Source organism: Thermoanaerobacterium butyriciformans (assembly GCF_017874545.1).
GTDB lineage: Bacteria > Bacillota > Thermoanaerobacteria > Thermoanaerobacterales > Thermoanaerobacteraceae > Thermoanaerobacterium > Thermoanaerobacterium butyriciformans.
On the sequence record NZ_JAGGLT010000009.1, the window covers coordinates 34,681 to 52,393 of the forward strand.

The 17,713-nt window shown below is 32.1% G+C and carries 12 protein-coding genes and 1 other annotated feature; all 12 genes read left to right on the forward strand.

All coding sequences use genetic code 11. The features are described 5' to 3' along the window. The first annotated feature begins 18 nt into the window (after positions 1 to 18). The 12 genes from J2Z80_RS05090 to J2Z80_RS05145 all read left to right on the forward strand — a co-directional run bounded on the left by J2Z80_RS05090 (position 19) and on the right by J2Z80_RS05145 (position 17,585). Positions 19 to 2,259, forward strand: coding sequence for a glycoside hydrolase family 2 protein (locus tag J2Z80_RS05090; RefSeq protein ID WP_209453420.1), 2,241 nt, complete (start codon positions 19 to 21; stop codon positions 2,257 to 2,259). Between the two features lie 76 nt (positions 2,260 to 2,335). Further along, positions 2,336 to 2,974: a lactate utilization protein gene (locus tag J2Z80_RS05095; protein WP_094045896.1), complete on the forward strand. Its 639-nt coding sequence runs from the start codon at positions 2,336 to 2,338 to the stop codon at positions 2,972 to 2,974. A 45-nt stretch (positions 2,975 to 3,019) separates the two neighbouring features. Next, positions 3,020 to 4,834 (forward strand): heparinase II/III domain-containing protein, encoded by a 1,815-nt coding sequence (locus J2Z80_RS05100; RefSeq protein ID WP_209453421.1) that lies wholly within the window; start codon positions 3,020 to 3,022, stop codon positions 4,832 to 4,834. A 258-nt stretch (positions 4,835 to 5,092) separates the two neighbouring features. Further along, positions 5,093 to 6,943 (forward strand): DUF2264 domain-containing protein, encoded by a 1,851-nt coding sequence (locus J2Z80_RS05105; protein WP_209453422.1) that lies wholly within the window; start codon positions 5,093 to 5,095, stop codon positions 6,941 to 6,943. A gap of 290 nt (positions 6,944 to 7,233) precedes the next feature. After that, positions 7,234 to 7,465: a binding site (T-box leader), on the forward strand. A gap of 89 nt (positions 7,466 to 7,554) precedes the next feature. Continuing rightward, positions 7,555 to 8,082 carry a tryptophan transporter gene (locus tag J2Z80_RS05110; RefSeq protein ID WP_209453423.1) on the forward strand — a complete coding sequence of 176 codons (528 nt, stop codon included), beginning with the start codon at positions 7,555 to 7,557 and terminating at the stop codon, positions 8,080 to 8,082. Between the two features lie 156 nt (positions 8,083 to 8,238). Further along, on the forward strand, positions 8,239 to 9,246 hold the full coding sequence (locus J2Z80_RS05115) for a substrate-binding domain-containing protein (protein WP_209453424.1): 1,008 nt from the start codon (positions 8,239 to 8,241) through the stop codon (positions 9,244 to 9,246). A gap of 11 nt (positions 9,247 to 9,257) precedes the next feature. Then, the gene (locus tag J2Z80_RS05120) at positions 9,258 to 10,763 is read left to right on the forward strand and encodes a sensor histidine kinase (RefSeq protein ID WP_209453425.1); all 1,506 of its coding nucleotides are present in this window, start codon (positions 9,258 to 9,260) and stop codon (positions 10,761 to 10,763) included. After that, the gene (locus J2Z80_RS05125; protein ID WP_209453426.1) at positions 10,760 to 12,361 is read left to right on the forward strand and encodes a response regulator; all 1,602 of its coding nucleotides are present in this window, start codon (positions 10,760 to 10,762) and stop codon (positions 12,359 to 12,361) included. Before J2Z80_RS05120 ends, J2Z80_RS05125 begins: the two co-directional genes overlap by 4 nt. A gap of 97 nt (positions 12,362 to 12,458) precedes the next feature. Continuing rightward, positions 12,459 to 13,421, forward strand: a complete 963-nt coding sequence (locus tag J2Z80_RS05130) for a sugar ABC transporter substrate-binding protein (protein ID WP_432422706.1) — start codon at positions 12,459 to 12,461, stop codon at positions 13,419 to 13,421. Positions 13,422 to 13,598: 177 nt separating this feature from the next. Beyond that, positions 13,599 to 14,774, forward strand: a complete 1,176-nt coding sequence (locus J2Z80_RS05135; protein ID WP_209453428.1) for a sugar ABC transporter substrate-binding protein — start codon at positions 13,599 to 13,601, stop codon at positions 14,772 to 14,774. 119 nt (positions 14,775 to 14,893) lie between these two features. Continuing rightward, positions 14,894 to 16,393, forward strand: a complete 1,500-nt coding sequence (locus J2Z80_RS05140; protein WP_209453463.1) for a sugar ABC transporter ATP-binding protein — start codon at positions 14,894 to 14,896, stop codon at positions 16,391 to 16,393. Positions 16,394 to 16,412: 19 nt separating this feature from the next. Then, positions 16,413 to 17,585 (forward strand): sugar ABC transporter permease, encoded by a 1,173-nt coding sequence (locus J2Z80_RS05145; protein ID WP_209453429.1) that lies wholly within the window; start codon positions 16,413 to 16,415, stop codon positions 17,583 to 17,585. Positions 17,586 to 17,713: the final 128 nt, after the last annotated feature.

Consider the following 17,713-nt stretch of genomic DNA (forward strand, 5'->3'; position numbering starts at 1 on the left):
TAATAGGGGATGGGATTGATGGAAAGGAAAATAAGAAATTTCAATATTGATTGGTTGTACATTCCAGAAGATATAGCAGATGGTGATAAAATTTCGTGCGACGAAAGTGATTTTGATAAAATAAGTTTGCCACATGCTAATAAAATTTTACCACATCATTATTTTAGCGAAGATGATTATAGATTTGTTTCATGGTATAGAAAGCATTTTCGTATAGATGACAAGCATAAAGGGAAAAAGATTTATATACATTTTGAAGGAGTAATGACAATTGCAAAAGTTTATATAAATGGTATTTTTGTTGGTGAACATAAAGGCGGATATACTCCTTTTGAATTTGATATTACTGATTATGTAAAATATGGTGATTGTGATAATTTAATTGCAGTTCAAGTTGACTCAAAAGAACATCCTGAGATACCACCAGAAGGATTTATTGTCGATTATATGCTTTTTGGTGGCATATACAGAAATGTTTATATTAAAATTGTCAATGAATTTCATATAGAAGATGTATATTTTGTAGTTGATAAGTTAGATAAACATTCGGCAGAAGTTTCAATTTTAACTACATTAGATGGAACTAAGGTAAGTGGTTCTAAAGTATTAACGGAAATTATAGATAAAGATAGAAATATTTGTATGTCTTCGGTGATTGATGTTAGAAATGCAGGTAAAGAAGTTACTCAAAAAATAAAAATAGAAAATCCTCGAACATGGCATCCAGATCATCCATATCTTTATAATGTAGCAGTAAAACTAATTGTTGATAATACTGTCTTGGATGATTATACATTTAAGACTGGATTAAGAACTGTTTACTTTGGAGATGATGGTAAGTTTTACATTAATGGTGAACCATTAAAATTAAGAGGATTAAATAGACACCAGACATTTCCGTATGTTGGAGGTGCAATGCCGGATAGAGTACAAAGAAAAGATGCAGATATATTAAAATATGAGCTAGGACTAAATTATGTTAGGACATCACACTATCCACAAGCAGTTTCTTTTTTAGAAAGATGCGATGAAATAGGAATACTAGTTTTTGAGGAGATTCCTGGATGGCAACACATTGGTGATGAAAATTGGAAACAGCTAACAAAAGAAAACATTAGAGAAATGATATTAAGAGATAGAAACCATCCATGTATATTCATGTGGGGTGTGAGAATAAATGAGTCTCAAGATGATCATGAATTTTATGAAGAGACAAATAAAATAGCGCATGATTTGGATAGAAGCAGGCCAACGGGAGGTGTTAGATATTTACGAAATAGCGAAAAGTTAGAAGATGTTTTTACTTATAATGATTTTATATATAATTTAGAAGGTAGGGTACAGCTACCTAATCATAAAAAATATTTAATTTCTGAGTATATGGGTCATATGTATCCGACAAAATCATATGACAATTTGCAAAGACTTATTATGCATGCGAGGTTACATGCAACTATACAGGATAAGCAATATGGAGTTCCAAATATAGCTGGAGCATCTGGATGGTGTGCTTTTGATTATAATACAACGAGACCTTTCGGTTCTGGTGATAATATTTGCTATCACGGTGTATGTGATATTTTTAGACTTCCAAAGTTTGCAGCACATTTTTACAGGAGTCAGGCTGATCCAAAGTTATATGGAGCGTTTGTTTTTATAGCTTCTTATTTAATACCTTCTTTTGAAGAGGAAAATGGTGATAAATTATTGATTTTTAGTAATTGTGATTTTATAAAATTATACATTAATGAGAAATTTTTAAAATTAATACAACCAAATAGGATTGATTTTCCGAATTTGCCACATGCTCCATTTGAAGTTTCTTTAAAAGAAGTTGGGGTAAATTATATGGATATAAGAGTCAATAATGCTGAAATTACCGCAGTTGGAATTATAGATGGAGTTGAAGTTGCAAAGCATACATTGAAGCCTTATGGTAAGCCATATAAATTATTGTTAAAAGTAGATGATAGTGAGATTTATGCCGATGGTAGTGATTGTACGCGTGTAGTTGTATCTGTTGTTGATAAAAATGATTCTGTTCTGCCGTATGCTAATATACCTGTAGAATTTGAAATAAATGAAAATGGTCTGTTGATTGGTGAAAATCCTTTAGTGCTTGAAGCTGGTAGAGGAGCGATATACATAAAATCTAAAAGAAAGCCTGGGAAAGTTATTTTGAAAGCACGCTCACTATATGTTTCTAGTGAGGCAAAAATTGAATTAGATGTGAAAGATCGAGACTATTTATATCTATAATCAATTTTTAATAAAAGGTTAGTTGTGCAATTGATTTAATTAATTATCAGATTATTAATTGTGTAGGTGAATAATTATGAATAAATACAAGAAGTGGCAATATAAACTTTTGGCTCGGGAAATGGTTAATATATTGAATAAAAAAGGATATGAATCTTATTATGCGGAAAATTTAGATAATGCAAAAGAAATAGTTATCAATATGATACCTAAATCATCAACAGTTGCAGTGGGTGGTTCGGAAACATTAAACGATATGGGTTTAATCGATGAGTTTAGAAATGGGAATTATAATTTTTTTGATAGATATCAGAATTTACCTTTTAGTGATATTGTTGAAATATATAGGCAATCAATGTTAGCAGATTTTTTTGTAAGTAGCGTTAATGCAATTACTAAAAATGGAGAATTGGTAAGTATTGATTCTACAGGAAATAGAGTAGCTAGTATGATTTTTGGACCTAAAAAAGTCATTATTGTAGCTGGAGTAAATAAAGTTGTGGATAATTTAGATGAAGCATATAAACGATTAAAAAAAATAGCTCCTATGAATGCACTAAGGAATGGTCATAATACGCCTTGTATTAAGACTGGCAAGTGTATGAATTGTGAGATACAAGCTAGTGTGTGCAACTTTATAGGTATAATTAACAATGGCAGAAAATTTCCAGGTAGGATTAATATAATTTTAATTGCTGATGAAGTTGGTTTTTAATGTGCTTAAAAATTTAAAATGGAGTTGATTTAAATCGTGTATGATTTGACCAATATAAAAAAATGTTTAGAATATGGGAACTCTAAAAATTATATTTTATTTCCTGAGGTGAGAAATGAATTTACTATAAAATACGTTAAAGATAATTATTACGGTCTTAATGAGCTAATTAATAAAGCTGATCTAATATTGAAGGAAGATTCGCCAAAAATAACCTTTAATATGTATATGTCATTTAAAAAAACTGGTGATCGTTTAAAATTTGAAAATGCATATTTTAAAAGAAGAGAGCAATTGTTTGTTCCCATTCTCGCATATATTTTAACAAAAGATGTAAAATATCTACCATTCATTGAAGAGAAATTTTGGGAGTGGTGTGATCTATATAGTTGGGAATTACCTGCACATTTTAATATAACTGAGAATGAAAATGAAATTGATGATGATCCAGCTACCGCAGTAGCATTATTTGCTTCTGAGACAGCTTTTTTCTTTTCTGAAATTATATCAATAATAGGCGATAAAATGGATAAATTTCTGGTTAATAGAATAAAAAGAGAAATATTTAGGCGTGTTATTAATCCATATATGTCGAAAAAGTATTGGTGGGAATCTACACATATGAATTGGGCTTCTGTATGTGCAGGTTCTGTAGGGGCAACTTCTATATATTTAATAGATGATGTTGAAACACTGGCATTGATAGTCGAAAGAGTTTTAAAAACTATGGACATCTATATAGATTCTTTTGATAAAGATGGATTAATAACGGAAGGATTAACATACTGGTATTATGGCTTTAGCTTTTATGTATATTTTGCTGAATTATTAAAAGAACGTACTGGAGGGAAAATTAATCTTTTACATGGAAATAATAAAATCATAAAAATAGCTTGTCTTCCTCAAATTCTATTATTTCCATCTGGAAGCTTTGTTAATTTTTCTGACTCTGGAATTGGGAAATGGAACGGTGATAGCGGATTATTTTCTAAATTAGAAAGTAGTTTAGGAATACATGGTTATAATTATAAGAATAGTTTAAATTTATATAATGATCATACATTTAAGTGGGCAACGATGATAAGAAAACTGTTTTGGACAAATTTTAAAAATTTGATGAATAACACATGCGTAAAAACGGGTTGCTATTATTTTTCTAATTCACAATGGCTAGTTGATCGTAGACTTACAGATAAAGGAAAATTTGTTTCATTTTCGGCTAAAGGAGGCAATAATGATGAACCACATAATCACAATGATTTAGGACATTTTATACTACATTATGATGGTGAAGATATATTTATCGATATAGGTGCACCTGAATACGTGAAAGAGTATTTTCGAAATGAAACTAGGTATAAATTTTTAGCAGCTTCTTCGTTTGGACATTCTGTTCCAGTAATAAATGGCAGCTTACAGTGTTATGGCAAAAAGTTTTATACAAAAGTGAAAGAATTCAAAGAAGATAATCCCAAAATTTGTTTCACTTTAAACTTGAAGAATGCTTATTCATGTAAAGAGCTGATTGATTACGAAAGAAAATTTATTTGGAATTTTAAAGAATTAATTCTTGAAATATTTGATAATTTCAAATTTAGCAAAAATAATAATGAAATTGAAGAGATTTTTATAACAAATATTAAGCCTCAAAGTGTTAATGATGGCGAACTATTAATTTCTAGTAGTTCTGGATTGGTAAATTTATTATACGATAAAAATATTTTTTGTGATATAGAAAAACATAATTATAAAAATCATTATGGAATAGAGAAAAATATATATAGAATAGTATTTAAAATCAATACAAACAATTTGAAAGAATTTAATTTTAAAATAAAGATTAAGATTAATGAAAAATAAATTATATAATGTCTAGAAACTTATACTGGCAAAAATAAGTAATAAGGTAGAATTATAGTTATAACGAGGTAAAATATTCTAAATTAAAAATAAATAGGAAAATTGTATTAAAAGTATTGAGTTAATAAAAAACTTTTAATAAAATTTTTGTTGCGAACAGGGATTATTATTAATACAGCAATATTAAATTATTCAGGGAAAAATTGACGAGTTACAAAAGTTCAAAAAGCCATATTAGAAAAAAGGAGAGGATAATTAATGAGAAATTTCAATTTGCCTATATATAATAGTAAACTTGAGACAAAGGAAGACTTACAAAAAGTATTAAGACAAATTTTAAATCCTTTAAGCAAATATTATATTAATAATTATACGGGATTACATTTAGCGAATACTAGTGCTAGTTATGCTGATAATATTGCATATATTGAAGGACTATTAAGATTATTATGGGGATTAGTACCATATTCATATGGCGGAGGGAAGTCAGATTTATGGAATATCTATGTTGAAAGTATAAAAAGAGGAACTAATCCAGAATGTGAAGAATTTTGGGGTCAAATTAAAGACTTTGATCAGAGGATAGTCGAAATGGCAGTTTTAGGATTTGCACTTGCACTTGTACCAGATAAGATATGGATTCCTTTAAGCGAGAGAGAAAGACATAATTTCAATAAATGGTTATTACAAGTTAATGAGCATAAAGTTTATGAATGTAATTGGTTGCTTTTCCGTGTAATTATAAATACTGGATTAATGAAAGTGGGTGCAGAATACAATGCTGATAAAATTAAAGAAGACCTAGATAAAATAGAAGAATTTTATATTGGAGATGGATGGTATTCTGATGGCAAAGATGGTTACTCTGATTATTATATATCATTTGGTATACATTATTTTAGTTTAATATATGCCAAATTAATGGAAAATGAAGATATGGATAGATCTATCTTATTTAAGAAAAGAGCTGCAGAATTTGCAAAGGATTTTATATATTGGTTCAGTGAAGATGGGTCTGCTATTCCTTATGGAAGAAGTTTAACTTATCGATTTGCACAATCAGCTTTTTGGAGTGCGTTAGTATTTGCTGGCGTTGATGTATATTCATTGGGAATAGCCAAAGGCTTGATTTTAAGAAATTTAAGATGGTGGCTAAAACAACCTATTTTTGAGTCAGACGGAAGACTGACAATAGGGTATGTATATCCTAACTTAATTATGGCAGAAGAATATAATTCTCCTGGATCTCCATATTGGTCATTATTATCTTTTTTAATTTTGTGCTTAAAAGATAATCATCCTTTTTGGACAGTAAGTGAAAAGCCGTTGCCTTTACTTGATCTAGTTTTTCCTCAAGAAAAACCACATTTTGTAATTTGCAGAAATAAAGAGAATAGTAATGTATTGGCCTTTAATGCAGGTTATAAAATGATTAATGATCATATAAATGCGGCCGCTAAATATGAAAAATTTGTATACTCCACTGCGTTTGGTTTTAGTATTCCTAGAGGAGAATGGGGTATAAGTCAAGGAGCATTTGATTCTACGTTAGCCTTGTGTGAAAGTGATGATAATATATATAGAACAAAAAGAAATTGTATAGAATATAAAGTATGCGATAATTACGTCTATACAAGATGGAAACCATGGAATAATGTTGATGTTAAAACTTGGTTAGTTTGTGGAAATCCATGGCATATCAGGATTCATGTTATAACTACAGATAGAATTTTAAATACTGCTGAAGGTGGTTTTGCGTTGGGTATTGAGTATGATAAAGAAATTATTAATACTGATGGAAATTCAATATTAATTAACTCACAGTATGGCACTAGTGGAATTATTAATTTAAATGGGGAAAGAGAACCTAAAATTATATTTCCTTCGCCTAATACAAATATTATACATTCACATACAAGTATACCCATGCTTATAGGGAAACTAGATTTAGGTGTACACATATTAGTATCAGCTGTTTATGGTAATATTGAAAAAACAAACTTTGAAAATTTCATTACTAATGCTCCATCTTTAAAAATAATAAATAAAAAAATTATTATATACGATGAAAATAAAAATAGAATTTTTGAATTATTTATAAGAGAATAAATTCTAATTAAACAAACATTATTTGTAAGTTTAAATTATTGTTAGTATTAAAAACAATAAACAGTAATATTATAGTGAAATTATTTAAACACATGTCATTTCAATCATGATTTTCCTTTTTTTACAAGCAATATAACTTAAGGAGATGTATTATTAGCACAATATCTCCTCAGTATTTACTGAGGGGATTTTTTTATTGCGATAAAATTTCAATTACATGTATTGTCCAAAAATTGAAAAAACTATTGACAGAGCTATTTTACTGCTGTATAATAGTAAAAAAAATAAAAGATTTTTCGATGATCAGGAATAGTAGCATTAGCGATTAATACAAGCGAGTCAGGGATGGTGGGAGCCTGATTATTATAGCTTTTGTGAATGGGCCTGTGAGATGCGAGGTGAAGTTTAGTAGCCGAGCCGGTAAGCACCGTTATATGTGATGCACATGTTAGTGTGCTTAGAGATAAGACATATTGTCTTAAGAAGGGTGGCACCGTGGAAGCGTAGCCTTTCGCCCCTACATTTGGGGTGAAAGGTTTTTTTATTACTCAAATTTATCTTTAAGTTCAATTTGACAGATTACTTGATTGAGTGGAAAGGAGGTGAAGGGAGTGAATTCAAGAAAGACATTGAGAGAGTTTATACTTTGTGCGCTTCTTATGGCGATTGGCGTTGTTCTGCACTTTATTACTCCTGCATTTATGCTTAATATGAGACCAGACTTTATGCTATCTATGCTTTTTATATCTTTAATGCTTGTTGATGATTTAAAGATAAATTACGTTACAGCGATTATAGCAGGTATACTGACAGCTCTAACAGGATCGATGCCTGGCGGTCAGATTGCTAATCCTATAGACAAACTTGTTACATCAACCATTATAATTTTTATGCTTAAGCTTTTGAGAAATAGAGTAAACGAAGGAATAATCGTTGGAATTGTAGGTATCATTGGAACGATCATATCAGGTTCTGTATTTTTAGGTGTTGTATCAATTATAGCAGGACTGCCGGGACCATTTTACCTTCTCATGCTGACAGTTGTTTTGCCGACGGCAATTGTAAATACAGTAGTTACTGTGATTGGATATTATATTATCAAGAAGGTTTCAAAATCTACTTTAGTTGTCAATAAATAAAAATTTTATTTTGTCAATGCAAATCCTCGCAAGAGGATTTTTTATTTTTGTGTAGAATTAAAATGATGTGTGACATCAACTTAATATCTTTCTATTGAAAAAGTTTTAGCAATATCGTAATATTTTATTCGAGAAGGAAGTTATGGAGGGGCTATTGTGAAAACGTTACAGAAAGTTTACGCTTTTTTGAAAAGAAATATAATTTTGATATTGATGACTTTGATTGCGGTACTCAGCATTTTTTTATATAAATTTCAGCAAATTGAGGAACCAGTTTTAGCAGGAAAACCGTCTTATCATTTCTATTTGGTCGCACAAAATTCTGTCGATCCTTTCTGGAAAGAAGTGCAAAAAGGTGCCGAAGATGCTGCAAAATTTTACAACGTTGCTGTTGAATTTAATGCTCCTAAATTTAATAATTTAGATGAAGAGCTAGAATTTCTCGATATTGCAGTTCTGTCGAAAGTTGATGGCATCATAACGCATGTTTCTTATGATGGAGATTTTAATACTTTAATAAATGAAGCATATGAAAACAAAATACCTGTTGTTACAATTGAAAATGATTTAAAAGACAGCAAAAGGAAATCATTTGTTGGTGCAAACAGCTTTATATTGGGAGAAGAAGCGGGGAAGCTTATGAAGTTGGCAACAGGTGGTAAAGCAAATATAGCAGTTATCATGAGCAACGATGTGGGAAAAGATACGGCAAGCCAAAATTTAAAGCTAAGTGGATTTTTAGGTGTTATTAATAGTACTTCAGAAATGAAGGTATCAAAAGTATATACGTCGCAGTTAGGAGCCCTAAGTGCTGAAGAAATAACTCAGTCAATAATAAACGGCGGTGAAGGAATAAACGCATTATATATAACGGATTCGGTTGATACGATAGGTGCAGCTCAAGTTGTGGTGGATTTCAGCAAAGTAGGTGAAATATCTATAGTTGGGTACGGTGATACACCGGATATTTTGAGATATGTTGATAAAGGTATTATTTATGGTACAGTTATGAGCGACCCATATAAGATGGGGTATGAGAGCGTTAAGGCAATGATGGAAATCAAGAAAAATAATGAGGTTTCTACATTCATAGATACAGGCGTAAATATTATTACAAAAAGCAATGTAAAAGAGTATGAGGATAAGATAAAACAAAAAGATTAGTAGGTGTTATTGTGAATAAAAGTTTATTTGAATTTAAAGGCATAAGGAGAAAAATATTTGCACATCTTTTAATAACTACGTTGATAATGGGTATAACCAGTATTTACTCTTATTACAATGCCAAGATTGTAATTGATAGATTAAAATCAATATTTACAGATTACGTCTACTTAAACAATCTCAATAACGATATAAATTCTCTAGAGACAGAAGTGGAAAAATATCTTTCCACAAAATCCTCCGATTCGCTTCTTAATTATTATACGATTAGCAACAAACTAAACAATAGTGCTGAAGACATGATAAACATAGTGACATATGATAATGACAGCCTCATGCAAAAAGACATTGGCAATATGATAATGAGCTTACTATCAGAAACTGATAAAGCAGTAAATGCGAAAAGAGGCAGAATAAGCAGCGAATATATAGAATACTTTACTAGAGCAAATAAGATAAATGACTATATAAAGATGTACATTAATAATCTCATATACAATAAGCTTCAAGAAGGATCGTTAAAGTACAATAAAATATCAAAAAATATGGTTTTTATAAGCTTTTTAAATATTTTTCTAATATTAATATCTGTAGTTTTAAATATTGTGTTAGCCATTATATATACTTACAGGATAACTAGGCCAATATCTGAGCTTTCTGATACAGCCGAAAGGATTTCAAAAGGAGATTTTGACATCGAGCCTATAAGAATCAAGACAGATGATGAGGTCAATATACTGGCTGATGCGTTTAATAAAATGGTTACAAACATTAAAAACTATATTGATGAAATAAAGATGCAGGCAAAAGTGGAAAAAAGGCTTAAAGAGCAAGAGATGCAGAACCTAAAGATGAGAAATATATTAAGAGAGTCTGAATTAAAAGCACTTCAGTCACAGATAAATCCACATTTTTTATTTAATACTTTAAATGCGGCATCACAGATTGCAATGATGGAGGGTGCGGAAAAATCGTCAGAGTTTATAGAAAAAGTAGCAGATCTATTCAGATACAACTTGAGAAAGCTAGACAAGCCGGTGACATTGAAAGAAGAAGTTGATAATGTGTTTAACTACATGTATATATTAAAAACAAGATTTGGCGAAAAAGTAGAATTTCAAACAAGCATAGATGAAAGCCTTTTAAATCTCAAAGTTCCCTGCACGATTATACAGCCTGTTGTTGAAAACGCCTTTATACACGGCATAGAGGAGATAGAAGGGAAAGGTATTATCCGCATTGAAATAAAAGAGGTCGACGGCAGTATACACATTGATGTTATAGATGATGGAATGGGCATGAGTCATGAAAGCATCAATAAAATTCTTTCTGCAGATGATCCTGACAACGATGAAAATAAGCATGTCACAGGCATTGGAATGCACAATGTAATAAATCGTTTAAGGTTATATTACAATATAGCTGATATCAATGACGTCATAGAGATTGAAAGCCGCATTGGATATGGAACTAGAGTAACATTGAAGATTCCTATGGGAAGGGGTAATGCAGCGTGATAAAGTTGTTGATTGCTGACGATGAGCAGATAGTCCTTGACTCTTTAAAATTTATCATCGAGAATAACTGCCACGATGTAGATGTTATTGGTTTTGCAAAATCGGGAAGAGAAGCAATTGAAAAAGCTGATGCATTGAAGCCTGATGTGATTTTTATGGATATAAGGATGCCAGGCATAGATGGCATGGAAGCTATCAAAAGGATTAAAGAAATCCACAATGACATTGAGTTTGTAATAATAACGGCTTATGACTATTTTAATTATGCAAAAGAAGCGATAAAACTGGATGTAGTCGATTATCTGTTGAAACCTATGAATAAAAATAAGGTAATCGATACGGTTTTAAAAGTCAAAAAAATCGTAGAAACAAAGCGGGAAAACATGATGAAGGAACTTGAGATGAAAGAGAAAATGATAATGATACTGCCACATCTTGAAAGTGAAATGATATATTCACTGGCATCAGCCACATTTAGGCAGGAAAACATTGATTTCTATGGAAGTATCTTCAATATGAATCTAAATATTGGATATGCTTTAGTGGTTTTATTTGAAAAGGATGATAATGAGAGTCACTTAGACAATTTAGCTGGTAATGTCAAGATGCAGGAAACATTAATCTACATTAAAGAATTTATAAAAAACACAGGGCCTTGCTTAGCAGGTATCTTGCTTGATAGGATAATTGTATTTGTTCCAGTTGAAAGTGATGAAGATCTGTTTACAATTAAAAATACTTCAATAGATTTTGCGGAAAAAATTTTAAAAGAAACACATGGCAAAGATTCAAAAGTCAGGATTGGAATAGGCAGACCATATCAAACCAGTTATTTTTCAAAATCATACGATGAGGCTGATTTTGCTGCAAAGATGGGTATAGACAGCATAACACATTTTGATGATATTAAATTGTCTGACAATGGAGAGCTGATTTTAAGCAATGATGATGAAGAACTGATAAATAATATTATATCGAACAATATTGATGCGGCTCTGATTAAAGTCAACGGCATATTTCAAAAATTGCTGCTTCATTATAAAGATGATATGAATTTATTTAAATCAAAACTTTTGAGTTTATCTATTGAAATAATTGCTAAGATTAGTTCGTATTGCGATGTAACTTCCGAATTAGAAGAGAATATGATTGTTAAAATTTTGAGGACAAATGAAATTGAAAACATTAAAAAGACTTTTTCGCAGTTTATATCAAATATAGTATTGAAGCTGCATGAAAACAGAGAGAGATATTACACAGGACTTATTGCGAAAGCTATTGAGTTTATAAATGAAAATTATGATAAAGATATTAAGCTGTACGATGTGGCAAAGATGCTGAATATCAGCTACTACTATTTCAGTAAGACGTTTAAAGAGGAGACAAAGTGCAATTTTGTTGATTATATTACTCAAGTCAGGATAAATAAAGCAAAAGAGTTTTTGCTAGATGATTCCATAAGTGTGAAAGAAGTCTGCTTTAAGGTAGGCTATAATGATCCAAACTATTTTAGCAGGATTTTCAGGAAGGAGACCGGCATGACTCCTACAGAGTACAAGAGTAAAAATTCGGAGGGAGGTGTTGCGTTTGAGTGTTAAGTTTAAAAACGTGATTTTGGCTTTGCTTATCCTAGTTTTACTGTTTTTGCTGATCTTAATAAGCAGCAAGGTCTACAAATTTTATGTTGCAAGTAAGTTGGATCGGGAAGTTTCAAATGATAGTGATGTAATAAAAATAGGATTTTCTCTAGGTACTTTAAAAGAAGAAAGATGGGTAAAAGATCGAGACATATTCATGGCAAAAGCGAAAGAGCTTGGGGCAGAAGTGTTTGTTCAAAATGCCAATAATGACGATGAAGATCAGTTAAAGCAAGTGAAATATTTGCTGGACAAGAAAATCGATATTCTTGTCATTGTTCCAAACGATCTTAAAAAAGCTTCTGCAGCGGTAGAGATGGCTAAAAAAGCAGGTGTTAAGGTTATATCTTACGACAGGCTTGTTTTGAATTCAAACGTGGATTTATACATTTCATTTGACAATGTAAAGGTCGGAAAGTTAATGGCAGAATATCTGGTAGAAAGGTATCCAAAAGGCAACTACCTCATAATAAACGGTGCAACAAATGACAATAACACAAAGATGATTAAAGAAGGGTATGACAGCGTATTGCTTCCCAAGGTTAAAAGCGGTGATATAAATATAATAGGAGAAGAATGGTCGCCAAACTGGATGTCAGAGTACGCATTTCAATCTACTGAAAAATATATACAAAAGAATTATAAAATAGATGCAATCATTGCTGGAGATGATGGACTTGCTAATGGCATAATCGAATCACTGTCTGAGCACAGATTAGCAGGAGAAGTTGCTGTTGTAGCTCAAGATGCAGATCTTGCTGCTTGCCAGAGGATTATAGAAGGCACTCAGCTTATGACTGTATACAAGCCTCTTGACAAGCTTGCGGGAGATGCAGCTAAATTGGCAGTGAAATTGGCAAAAGGAGAAAAGTTAAACGTCAACAATACAATTTACGATGGGAAGTACAATGTCCCATATTACAAGCTGGAGCCAATTGCTGTTGACAAGACTAACATAGATGATACTGTGATTAAAGATGGCTTTCATAGCCGCGACGATGTGTACAGATATACTAATTGATTTTTTTAAGGCTTAAAGCCTTTATTTTTTTGTCATAAAATAATCCAGATAAAATTTCAAATGAAATTATTTAAAGCAAAAAAATACATAAAAAGAAAAATTGGTTTAGAGGCGAAATAAAGATGTTTGTAGAATATATATAACGAAAATATAAGCAACAGAAAGGAGATAGTATTTATGAAAACATTTAGGTTATGGCTTGTAGTTGCTTTGATGGTTTTTGCAACTTTTGCATTTGCAGGTTGTGGAAATAGCACAAGCTCAAGCAGCACAGGCTCAAGCAATACAAGTTCAAGTAATACGAGTTCAAGCAATACAAGCTCAAATAGTGCAGATAAGTATTCAAATGTTGGTATAGTGCTTCCAACAAAAGCTGAATCAAGATGGCCGATGGCACAGAAGCAATTCGAACAAGTATTGCCAGGTGCTACAATTCTTTATAGTAACGGAGATACCGCTACTGAAAAGACAAACGTTGAAAGTCTTATATCTAAAGGTGTAAAGGTTCTTGTTATCGTTCCACAGGATGCAACTGCAGCAGCAGCTGAAGTAAATGAGGCTCATAGTAAAGATATCAAGGTTATTTCTTATGACAGACTTATAATGAATACACCAAATGTTGACTATTATGTAACATTTGACAGCGTAGCTGTTGGTGCAGCTCAAGCTCAATATTTAGTTGACAACGCTAAAGGTACAGGCAATCACTTGTATTTATACGCAGGTGCTCCATCAGATAACAATGCATTCTTATTCTTCCAGGGTGCTTGGAGTGTTCTTCAACCAAAGATTGCTGATGGTACATTTGTAATAGAAAATTCAAGTATTGCTGATTCATTGAAAAACACAGCAACACTAACACACAGTCAATTAGCTCAAATTATAAATCAGATTACAACAAACTGGGATCCAGCAACTGCTAAGACATTAGCACAAGCTAACTTGGCAAAAGCAAAGGCGGATCAGAAGGGCGTTGTTTATGTTCTTGCTCCAAATGACGATACATCACGTGCTATAACAGATACATTCAGAGCAGACAAAGATGTTACTCAGATTTACTCAACAGGTCAGGACTTTACACAGGCCTCGTTGCAGTACATCTTAGATGGCAAACAGAGCATGACAATTTGGAAAGCAGATGCAAAACTTGTTGCTGACGTTAAAGATATAGTTGATTCTATCAACAATAATACAAAGCCATCATGTATCGTAACAACTTACAATAATGGCAGCGCAGACGTTCCTGCAACAAAAGCTCCTTTGATTATCGTTACAAAGGACAATGCTGAAAGCGTTATTAATTCTTCAGGATTGTATAAAGTGGATAACGGTAAAGTTACTCCAGTACAATAATCACTGTTAACTATTACGCTATACAATTTGGAAGGGTAGGATAAACTTTTGCTTATCATACCCTTCGACTTTAATTTAGGAGGTGCAAACTCTTGAAAGATGCTGAATACATTCTTGAAATGGATAATATCGGTAAAACCTTTCCTGGCGTTAAAGCACTGGATGGCGTAAACTTCAAGGTTAAGCGAGGAGAAATTCATTGCTTGGTTGGTGAAAATGGCGCAGGAAAATCAACGTTGATGAAGATTCTCTCCGGTGTTTACCCATCAGGTACATTTACTGGAAGAATTATTTTAAATTCTACTGAACAACATTTTAGGAGCATTGAGGATAGTGAAAAAGCAGGAATTGCCATAATACATCAGGAGCTTGCTTTAATACCGGAACTTACAATTTATGAAAACATATTTTTGGGACACGAAATCAAAAAAGGCCCGTTTATAGATTGGAATGAAACGATTATTAAAGCCAAAGAAGTGCTTAAAAGAATTCGCGTAAATATTAATCCTGAAACTAAAGTTAAGGATGTTGGAGTTGGAGTTCAGCAGCTTGTTGAAATAGGTAAAGCCTTAAGTAAAGATGTTAAACTTTTGATATTAGACGAGCCGACAGCAGCGCTTAGTGAAGTTGATTGTGATAACTTGTTGCAAATTTTAAGAGAATTAAAGAAACAAGGCATAACCTGTATAATGATCTCGCATAAATTAAAAGAAGTTATCTCTATTGCTGATACAATCACGGTTTTAAGAGATGGAAAGACAATTACGTCAATTGATGCTACTAAGCGCAAAGTTGAGGAAAAAGAAATAATTAAGTATATGGTTGGCAGAGAGATAGAAGACATTTATCCAAAGAGGGAAGGCGTTAAATATGGAGATGTATGCTTTGAATTGAAAAACTGGACAGCTTTTGACCCAAGTAAAGGACGTGAAATTCTCCATAATATTAATTTTAAAGTCCACAAAGGTGAAATTGTTGGAATTGCAGGGCTTATGGGCGCAGGGCGTACCGAAATGGCTCTAAGCATTTTTGGCAATACAAAACATTATATTATAAAAGGTGAATTATATGTTAATGGAGTCAAAAAGCATTTAAGCTCTCCTGAGAAAGCTATTAAAGAGAAAATTGTATATGTTACAGAGGATAGAAAAGGAAATGGCCTTGTATTGATTCAAGATATAAAATTTAATATACCTCTTTCCAATCTCAAACAATTGCTGAAAGGGCTTTTTATTGATCAACATGAAGAAGTAAATGCTGCCAATAAGTTCTTTAATGAGTTAAATATTAAAGCACGCTCTATCGAGCAAGTTGTTGGGACTTTGTCTGGTGGAAATCAGCAAAAGGTCTCAGTAGCGAAAGGACTTTTTACTTTGCCAGATTTGTTGATTTTGGATGAACCAACTCGAGGAATTGATGTTGGAGCCAAGTTTGAAATATACACAATTATGAATGAACTTGTTAAGAGGGGTATGAGCATCATAATGATTTCCTCTGAGTTACCTGAAATATTGGGTATGAGCGATAGGATATATGTTATGTCTAATGGTACTATGACCGGTGTTATAGACGCCAAGGATGCAACAGAGGAGAAAATTATGGAAATGGCTACGGCCTGATATTTTGAGGAGGGATATTATGAAAGAACTAGGTGTAATTCTTAGAAAAAACATACGTGATTATGGTATGTTTATTGCATTAGCTGTAATTTTTGTTTTATTTACTATTTTAACTAATGGTACATTTATTTCTCCATATAATATATCAAGTTTGATAAATCAAACAGGTTATATAGCAGTATTAGCTACTGGTATGACGCTTGTCATTATTGTTCGGCAAATTGACTTGTCAGTCGGTTTCCTTTCAGGCTTTTTAGGAGCTATAGCTGCAATATTGATGATGAATTATCATGTTCCAGCTATTCTCGCAATACTTATTGTACTGGCTTTAGGTGCAGTTATTGGTTTGTTCTTTGGTGTACTGATTGCAAAGGTTGGTATACCTGCGTTTGTCGTAACTCTTGCAGGTATGATATCTTTCCATGGATTATTGCTATTCGCTACTCAGGCAGGCGGTACAATTAACATTACTGATAAATTCTTTAATGAAATAGGTAATGGTTTTATACCAAGTTTCGGAAAAATTGGCGGATTTGCAGTGTCAACTCTTGTAATTGGTTTAATTGGTATAGTATTGTTTATTTATTTTCAGTTTAAGGCTCGGAACACAAAGAAAAAATACAATTTTGAAGTTCTGCCTATGCCTTTCTTTATTGCTAAAATCGCTTTTATTGTTGCTTTGATTGCAGCATTAATACTTGTTTTGGCGATGAATAATGGTATTTCTTGGACATTTGTTATTGTTTTTGTAGTTGTTTCTATATTTACGGTGATATTAAATAAAACAGCATTTGGGCGCCACATTTATGCTGTTGGTGGTAACCCTGAAGCAGCTGAACTTTCTGGTATCAATGTGGCAAATGTTTTAATTTACACATTTGTTATTATGGAGACTTTGACTGCACTTTCAGGAATACTTTTTGCATCAAGAATGCAAAGTGCTTCACCAACAGCAGGCACAGGTTTTGAGCTCTTGGCAATTGCCGGTGCATTCATCGGCGGATGCTCTGCAAACGGCGGTGTTGGTAAAGTTACAGGCTCATTAATAGGTTCTTTAGTTATGGTATCGCTAACCAATGGTATGGATTTAATGGGACTTGGAAGTTCTATTCAATACGTAATACAAGGTATAATACTTGTTTTAGCTGTTGTATTTGACATCCTTACACGTCGTTCTCAAGCTGTTGGCTGATTAAGGGTGTCTATAAAGGTGCCTGGCGGGTTTATCCCGCTTTTTTATTTTGCAGATATTATGATGCTTTAAATTGATGAAATTGTGTTATAATTGAATCAAGAGTTTTTATTGAAAGTGGGGGAGTA

What these genes read in the sequence shown, in the direction of transcription:
- J2Z80_RS05090 (WP_209453420.1), top strand. Translation starts at nt 19, where the DNA reads ATGGAAAGGAAAATAAGAAATTTCAATATTGATTGGTTGTACATTCCA.
- J2Z80_RS05095 (WP_094045896.1), top strand. Translation starts at nt 2,336, where the DNA reads ATGAATAAATACAAGAAGTGGCAATATAAACTTTTGGCTCGGGAAATG.
- J2Z80_RS05105 (WP_209453422.1), top strand. Translation starts at nt 5,093, where the DNA reads ATGAGAAATTTCAATTTGCCTATATATAATAGTAAACTTGAGACAAAG.
- J2Z80_RS05135 (WP_209453428.1), top strand. Translation starts at nt 13,599, where the DNA reads ATGAAAACATTTAGGTTATGGCTTGTAGTTGCTTTGATGGTTTTTGCA.
- J2Z80_RS05140 (WP_209453463.1), top strand. Translation starts at nt 14,894, where the DNA reads ATGGATAATATCGGTAAAACCTTTCCTGGCGTTAAAGCACTGGATGGC.
- J2Z80_RS05145 (WP_209453429.1), top strand. Translation starts at nt 16,413, where the DNA reads ATGAAAGAACTAGGTGTAATTCTTAGAAAAAACATACGTGATTATGGT.